Origin of the sequence: Streptosporangium sp. NPDC000563, from assembly GCF_040299985.1 — a bacterium.
In the GTDB taxonomy this organism is placed as follows: domain Bacteria; phylum Actinomycetota; class Actinomycetes; order Streptosporangiales; family Streptosporangiaceae; genus Streptosporangium.
In genome coordinates this window covers 52,806-59,402 of the sequence record NZ_JBEPDA010000033.1, presented here as the reverse complement: position 1 = coordinate 59,402, position 6,597 = coordinate 52,806, and the positions used below count along the sequence as shown (strand labels likewise).

General features: G+C 71.7%; 6 protein-coding genes. All 6 read left to right on the top strand.

Annotated features, from left to right (window positions below; genetic code table 11):
* Positions 1–217 precede the first annotated feature (217 nt).
* The 6 genes from ABT352_RS37835 to ABT352_RS37810 all read left to right on the top strand — a co-directional run bounded on the left by ABT352_RS37835 (position 218) and on the right by ABT352_RS37810 (position 6,479).
* The gene (locus ABT352_RS37835; RefSeq protein WP_329091052.1) at positions 218–796 is read left to right on the top strand and encodes a YqgE/AlgH family protein; all 579 of its coding nucleotides are present in this window, start codon (positions 218–220) and stop codon (positions 794–796) included.
* A gap of 157 nt (positions 797–953) precedes the next feature.
* A complete protein-coding gene (locus ABT352_RS37830) occupies positions 954–1,205 on the top strand; it encodes a DUF3039 domain-containing protein (protein WP_350949856.1) in 252 nt (83 codons plus the stop codon).
* A gap of 243 nt (positions 1,206–1,448) precedes the next feature.
* The gene (locus ABT352_RS37825) at positions 1,449–2,213 is read left to right on the top strand and encodes a zinc metalloprotease (protein WP_350949855.1); all 765 of its coding nucleotides are present in this window, start codon (positions 1,449–1,451) and stop codon (positions 2,211–2,213) included.
* Complete coding sequence (locus ABT352_RS37820) at positions 2,210–3,595, top strand: MFS transporter (RefSeq protein WP_350949854.1); 1,386 nt, start codon at positions 2,210–2,212, stop codon at positions 3,593–3,595. The genes ABT352_RS37825 and ABT352_RS37820 overlap by 4 nt, the downstream gene beginning before the upstream one ends.
* Positions 3,596–3,694: 99 nt before the next feature.
* Positions 3,695–4,561: a hypothetical protein gene (locus tag ABT352_RS37815; RefSeq protein ID WP_350949853.1), complete on the top strand. Its 867-nt coding sequence runs from the start codon at positions 3,695–3,697 to the stop codon at positions 4,559–4,561.
* Between the two features lie 166 nt (positions 4,562–4,727).
* The gene (locus tag ABT352_RS37810; protein WP_350949852.1) at positions 4,728–6,479 is read left to right on the top strand and encodes a DEAD/DEAH box helicase; all 1,752 of its coding nucleotides are present in this window, start codon (positions 4,728–4,730) and stop codon (positions 6,477–6,479) included.
* Positions 6,480–6,597: the final 118 nt, after the last annotated feature.

Sequence of the window (6,597 nt, the reverse complement as noted above, 5' to 3'; positions counted from 1 at the left end):
TCCCCCGCGCGCCCCGCGCCGCCGCCCCCCCGGCCGCCCCGCGGCCGGGCCGCCCCTCAGCCCCCCCCCCCCCCCCCGCCCCCCCCCCCCCCCCCGCCGCCCTTCTCGTCTCGCGCGGTGCCCTCACATGCGCGTCACGTGACACTGAGCGGGGTCCGAACCATCGGAACAGCGGGTGGAGCAGCGCGAAAGGGGGTTCACCCCTCATTATGGAGGCATGGCGGAGGCGATCTACGTCGGTGGGCTTCTGGTGGCGACCCCGCAGCTGGAGGATCCCAACTTCCGGCGCAGCGTGGTCCTGGTGCTGGAACACGATCTCGACGGCGGCACCCTGGGCGTAGTGCTCAACAGACCGAGCGACATCTCGGTGACCCAGGTGCTCCCCACCTGGGACACCATGGTCACCGGCCCGTCCGTGCTGTTCCAGGGCGGTCCCGTCCAGACGGACAGCGCCCTCGCGCTGGCCGCCGTCCCGAGCGGGCAGGAACCGCTCGGCTGGCGGCGGTTGCACGCGGGCACCGCGGCCGTCTCCAGGCTCGGCACCGTCGACCTCGACGCGCCGCCGGAGATCCTCGCCGGGGAGATCGCCCAGATGCGCATCTTCGCCGGGTACGCCGGATGGTCGGCGGGGCAGCTGGAGAGCGAGATCGGCGAGGGCGCCTGGTACGTCGTGGACTCCGAGCCCGGCGACACCTTCCACCACGAGCCCGAGTCGCTGTGGCGGGCGGTGCTGCGCCGTCAGAGAGGCGAGCTCGCCTACGTGGCCACCTGCCCCGACGACCCCTCGATGAACTAGCCCCCGCTCCGCACCCGCCGCCGGGTCCGGACGATCATCGGGATCACCGCCCGGGCGGCCGATCCCGGGATGTCGCTCCGGCGCCGATGGGTCGTGTTTCGCGCCCGACCGACCGCCGGTGCCCCGGGCGCGGCGGTACGGGCATAAAATCGCGAGGGTGAGTACGAAGATTCTCCCTGAGAGCGACGTCCGCCCGGACCTGTCGCACGGCGACGGCGACCACGAGCGCTTCGCCCACTACGTCGAGAAGAACAAGATCATGGAGAGCGCGCTGAGCGGGACCCCGGTCCGCGCGCTCTGCGGGAAGGTCTGGGTGCCGAACCGCGACCCCCAGAAGTTCCCGGTCTGCCCGGAGTGCAAGGAGATCTACTCGGGACTTCCGAAGGGCGAAGACGGCAACAACGAGTGAGTGTTGCTCATGGGTGATCGCCACAGATGAGGTTACGGTCGGGATGCCGCCGGAGAGCGGCGAACGTCCAGCGCCTGGGATCTGTCGGGGGAGTCCATGTTTCGGCGTGCGATCGCCGTTGTTTCCGCATGCCTGTTCACGGTGGGAGCCTCATCTCCCGTTCCCGTCGTTCCCGGCAGGGGAAGCGCCGCCTCCGGGCCACCGGGGTGTGCCCCCGATCCCTCCGGGTGGGCCGCCCGCTCCGTGGTGCCGCGACACGCGCCCGCGCCGTCCCTCGCGCCCGCAGGCGGGCGGCGTGGGCCGAACCCGCTCAGGCCCGCGCTCCCCATCACCGTGCCCACCTGGGTGCACGTCCTCACCGACGGCAGGCTCGGCGCGCCCGACGCCGCCGTACGCGCCCAGATCACCACGCTCAACGCCGCCTACTCCGGGCAGCTCGGTGGCGCGGACACCGGGATCCGGTTCAGGCTGGACGGCGTCACCCGTACCGTCAGCGCGACCTGGTTCCGCGAGCCCGTCACCCACGAGCGGATGATCAAGCGGATGCGCAGGGGCGGCCCCGAGACCCTCAACCTCTATCTCGCCCAGCTCGGTGAGCTGGTGCTCGGCTACTCCACCTATCCCCACGGGTACGCCAAGGAGCCGGCCCTCGACGGGGTGGTCGTCGACTGGCGGAGCCTGCCCGGCGGGGCGATGCGCAGCTTCGACCGGGGATACACCGGCGTCCACGAGATCGGGCACTGGCTCGGGCTGCTGCACACCTTCGAGAAGGGCTGCGAGCCGCCCGGCGACGGCGTGGCCGACACCGAGCCCGAGGGACAACCCACCGAGGGCTGCCCGCTGCTCAAGGACACCTGCAAGGGCGGCGGACCCGACCCGATCCACAACTTCATGGACTACTCCGACGACCGCTGCATGTCCGGGTTCACCGTGGGCCAGGCCGCCAGGATGCAGGAGATGTGGGCCGTCTACCGAGGCCGGGGGGCGAACACTACCCTTGACGGGTGACAGCACCGAAGACAGTCGACGCTCCATACGAATCCCCCCGGATCTTCGGTCCCGAATACCGGACCGCCTCCCTGGGCATTCTGCTCGTCGTCACGCTGATCGCCTTCGAGGGCATGTCCGTGAGCACGGTCATGCCCGCCGTCTCCGCGGACCTCGACGCCCTCGACCTGTACGGGGTGAGCTTCTCGGCCTTCCTCATCGCCGGTCTGCTCGCCAACGTCGTCGCCGGGCTCTGGTCCGACCGGCGGGGGCACGCCTGGCCGTTCCTGCTCGGGGTGGGGCTGTTCACCGCCGGTATGGTCATGGCCGGAGCCGCCGCGTCCAAGGAACTGTTCATCGTCGCGCGGGCCGTACAGGGCCTCGGTGGCGGCGCCGTCGTCGTCGCGATCTACGTGATGATCGCGCGGGTCTACGTTCCGGCGACCAGGCCCCGGATATTCGCCGCGCTCTCGGCGGCCTGGGTGCTTCCCGCCCTGATCGGGCCGGGTCTCACCGGGATCATCGCCGAGACCGCGGGATGGAGGTGGGTCTTCTACGGCATCGTGCCGCTGGTCGTCCCCGCCCTCGTGATGCTCCTGCCCGCCCTGCGCGTCGGCGGCCCGATGCCCGAGCCCTCCTCAGGACCCCGCTCCAGGCCGCTGGCGATGACCCTGGCCGCCACCGCCACCGCGTGCGGCGGCGGGATCCTGCTGTACGGGGTGGGCCGTCTCCACGAGGCCCCGACACCGGGAGGGATCGCCACCGCCGCGGGGCTCGCCCTCCTCGCTTCGGGCCTGCCGAGACTGCTGCCTCCCCGTGCCCTCAGGTTCGGCCGCGGCCTGCCCACCACGGTCATGATGCGCGGCGTGCTCGCCTCGGCGTTCTTCGGGGTCAACGCCTTCATCCCGCTGCTCCTCACCGAGGTGCACGGCTTCTCCGTCGCCGGGGCGGGGGTCGCGCTCACCCTCGGCGCCATAGGCTGGACCAGCGGCTCCTACCTGCAGACCCGCCGCTCGTACGACAGGCCGCTGCTGGTGCGGATCGGCGCCGTCGCGATCACCGTGGGCATCCTGACGACCCTGCTCGCGCTCGTGCCCGGGGTCAGCGGCTGGGTCACCGTGCCCGCCTGGGTCATCGCGGGATTCGGCATGGGCATCGGCGTGACCAGCGTCAACGTCACCGCGATGCGTCAGTCGCCCGACGCCGAGCAGGGCGCCAACTCCGCCGCCCTCCAGGTCGTCGACACCCTGGGCAGCGCGATCACCATCGGCTTCGGCGGAGTCCTGGTCAACCTGATCGGCCACGACGACATCGCCACCGGCTACACCACGATCGTCGCCCTGATGGCCTCCATCGGCCTCTTCGGGGTCGTCGTCGCCCGGCGTATGAGGGACATCTCATGACTCATTGGTCACTCTCGTAACAGCGATCACCCATAGCCGGGTCACGCCCCCCGATGCGTGGTAGGACGGTAGGACCGTCGCCGCCGGGGAGGAGGTCCCGTGCACGAACGACCTCGCCGGTCGGACCCGCCCGACGAGCCCGGCCGTGGCGGGGGGCGCCGGTCAAGGCGGGCCCGCAGGGCCGCGCGGGCGGCCGAGGATCAGGTGTGGCCGCCCACCGACCCGGACCTCGACGACGAGCGCCGCCCCTGGCCGGCGCCCGAGGACGACGAGTATCGCCCCTGGCCGCCGCCGGAGGACGAGCCGTCCGACGCCCGCTCCAGTCTGACCTGGCCTCCCCGCATCCCCGAGCCCGGCGACGACCTGCCGCCCTCCGCCCGCTGGTACGGCACGCCCATCGCCCCTCCCGAGCGTCGCCCCGGGCGCCTGCGCCGTGTGCTGCTCGTACTGCTCACCCTGGCCGCCGGTGCCGGCGTCATCGCCGTGGTGGCCGTACTGTCCCTGCGGGCACTGCCCTCCCCGCCGCCGGAGCGGGTGGACGATCCGGTCGCGGGGGTGAGCTACCCGCTGCCGGAGCGCTGGCTCACCGGTACGGTGCCGCCGGTCACGGAGTTCACCTCGGCCGCGGGCGACGGCGTCAACACGACCGTGATGGTCATGCCCGCCGAGCCCGCGAACGACGCGCGCGCCACCACCACCGAACTCAGCGACCTGTACGCGCGGCTCCTGCTCCACGGTGACGAGGTGAAGGTCGTGGACGACACGGAGATCACCGTGGGCGCGCGTACCGGGCACACCCGCGCCCTGCGCGCGGAGTACCTGGACGTGGTGAACCGGCCGGCGTACCTGCGTGTGGTCTTCCTCACGGGGGCGGGAAAGCGCCCGGTGGTCGTGGTCGCGATGACCCAGCCGGACGACCCCGTGTCGAGGGCCGAGATCGACACGGTGATCGCGGGCCTGCGGTGAGCGGGCTTGTGTCGAGCGGGTTTGCGGTGAGCGGGCGCCGTGCGAGTCCGGCTCCGCGATTCGACGATCTCCGCTCCGCGGGCCAATAGCACGAAGGGACGACCTTGGCGAGGATCTCGGCCGATCGGCACGTCTTGTCGGCGGCGCAGATTACCCTGGGGACACTGTGAGCACTTTCGCCGCATCCCACCTCTCGCCCTCATATCCGGACCGTGCCGCCTGGGGCACCGCGCCGAAGCTTCGCGCGTGGCAGCAGGAGGCCTTTGACCTGTACTCCAGCCGTGCGCCGCGCGACTTCCTCGCGGTCGCCACACCGGGTGCGGGCAAGACGACCTTCGCGCTCCGCATCGCCAGCGACCTCCTGTCACGAGGGATCATCCGGGCTGTGACGATCGTCACACCCACGGAGCACCTCAAGCAGCAGTGGGCGGACGCCGCGAGCAGGGTCGGCATCGCGATCGACCCCGAGTTCAAGAACAGTCAGGGCGCGACCTCCCGTGACTACATCGGGGTGGCCATCACCTACGCCCAGGTTTCCATGCACCCGGCGCTGCACCGCGCCCGCACCGAGGCTCGCAAGACGCTCGTGATCTTCGACGAGATCCACCACGCGGGCGACGCGAAATCCTGGGGCGACGGCGTGCGGGAGGCGTTCGAGCCGGCCGCCAGACGCCTCGCCCTGACCGGGACCCCCTTCAGGTCCGACGTCAACCCGATCCCCTTCGTCACCTACGCCGAGGACGGCGACGGGGTCCGGCGCAGCGTCTCCGACTACTCCTACGGGTACGGCCCGGCACTCGCCGACGGCGTCGTCAGGCCGGTCATCTTCCTCGCCTACGCCGGTGAGATGCGCTGGCGGACCCGCGCGGGCGACGAGATCGCCGCGACCCTCGGCACCCCGCTCACCAAGGACCAGCTCGGCCAGGCGTGGCGGGCCGCACTCGACCCGAAGGGCGAGTGGATCCGCCAGGTCCTCCGGGCGGCGGACCGGCGCCTGACCGAGGTGCGCAGGGGCGTGCCCGACGCCGGTGCCCTGGTCATCGCGACCGACCACGAGACCGCACGCGCCTACGCCCGCCACATCCGGACCATCACCGGAGAGGGCGCCACGGTCGTGCTCTCCGACGACCCCACGGCCTCCAAGAAGATCAAGGAGTTCTCCGCCTCCGAGCAGCGCTGGCTGGTCGCGGTCCGGATGGTCTCGGAAGGGGTCGACATCCCGCGCCTCGCCGTCGGCGTCTACGCGACGAGCATCTCGACCCCGCTGTTCTTCGCCCAGGCCGTCGGACGCTTCGTCCGCGCCCGTAAACGGGGCGAGACCGCGTCGGTCTTCGTGCCCTCCGTGCCGACCCTGATGGGCCTGGCGGGGGAGATGGAGGCCGAGCGCGACCACGTGCTCGACCGCAAGCCCGCCGAGGAGGGGCTGGACGACTTCCTGCTGGAGGACGCCCAGCGTAAGAAGGACAATCCCGACGTCGTGGGCGATGAGCTGCCGTTCGAGACCCTGGAGGCGGTCGCCACGTTCGACCGGGTCCTCTTCGACGGCGGCGAGTTCGGCAGCGCCGCGGAGACCGGATCCCCCGAGGAGGAGGACTTCCTCGGCCTGCCGGGCCTTCTGGAGCCCGACCAGGTCCGCACCCTGCTGAGCAAGCGCCAGTCCGACCAGCTGAAGGCCAAGCGGAAAAATCCCGAGCCCAAGGAGCCGGAGCTCGCCCCGCACGAGCTGATCGCCAACCTCCGCAGGGAGCTCAACGGTCTCGTCGGCGCCTGGAACCACCGCACCGGCCAGCCTCACGGAGTCATTCACGCAGAGCTACGCAGGGCCTGCGGCGGACCCGCCATCGCGCAGGCCTCCGCCGAGCAGATCCAGGAGCGGATCGGCAAGATCCGCCACTGGGCCACCCAGCGCTCCCACTGACCTGGTCACCGGGTCGGGTGGCCTTCCACCTGATCCGGTGACTCGATCTCGATCACCCAGGGGGCTCCCCGGCCCGGTCATCCGGTCGGCGGTTCGAGCGAGGGCCGGTAGCCGGACG

Bases quoted from the DNA above. Each gene is read 5' to 3' on its own strand.
- ABT352_RS37835 (WP_329091052.1), top strand. From the start codon at position 218: ATGGCGGAGGCGATCTACGTCGGTGGGCTTCTGGTGGCGACCCCGCAG.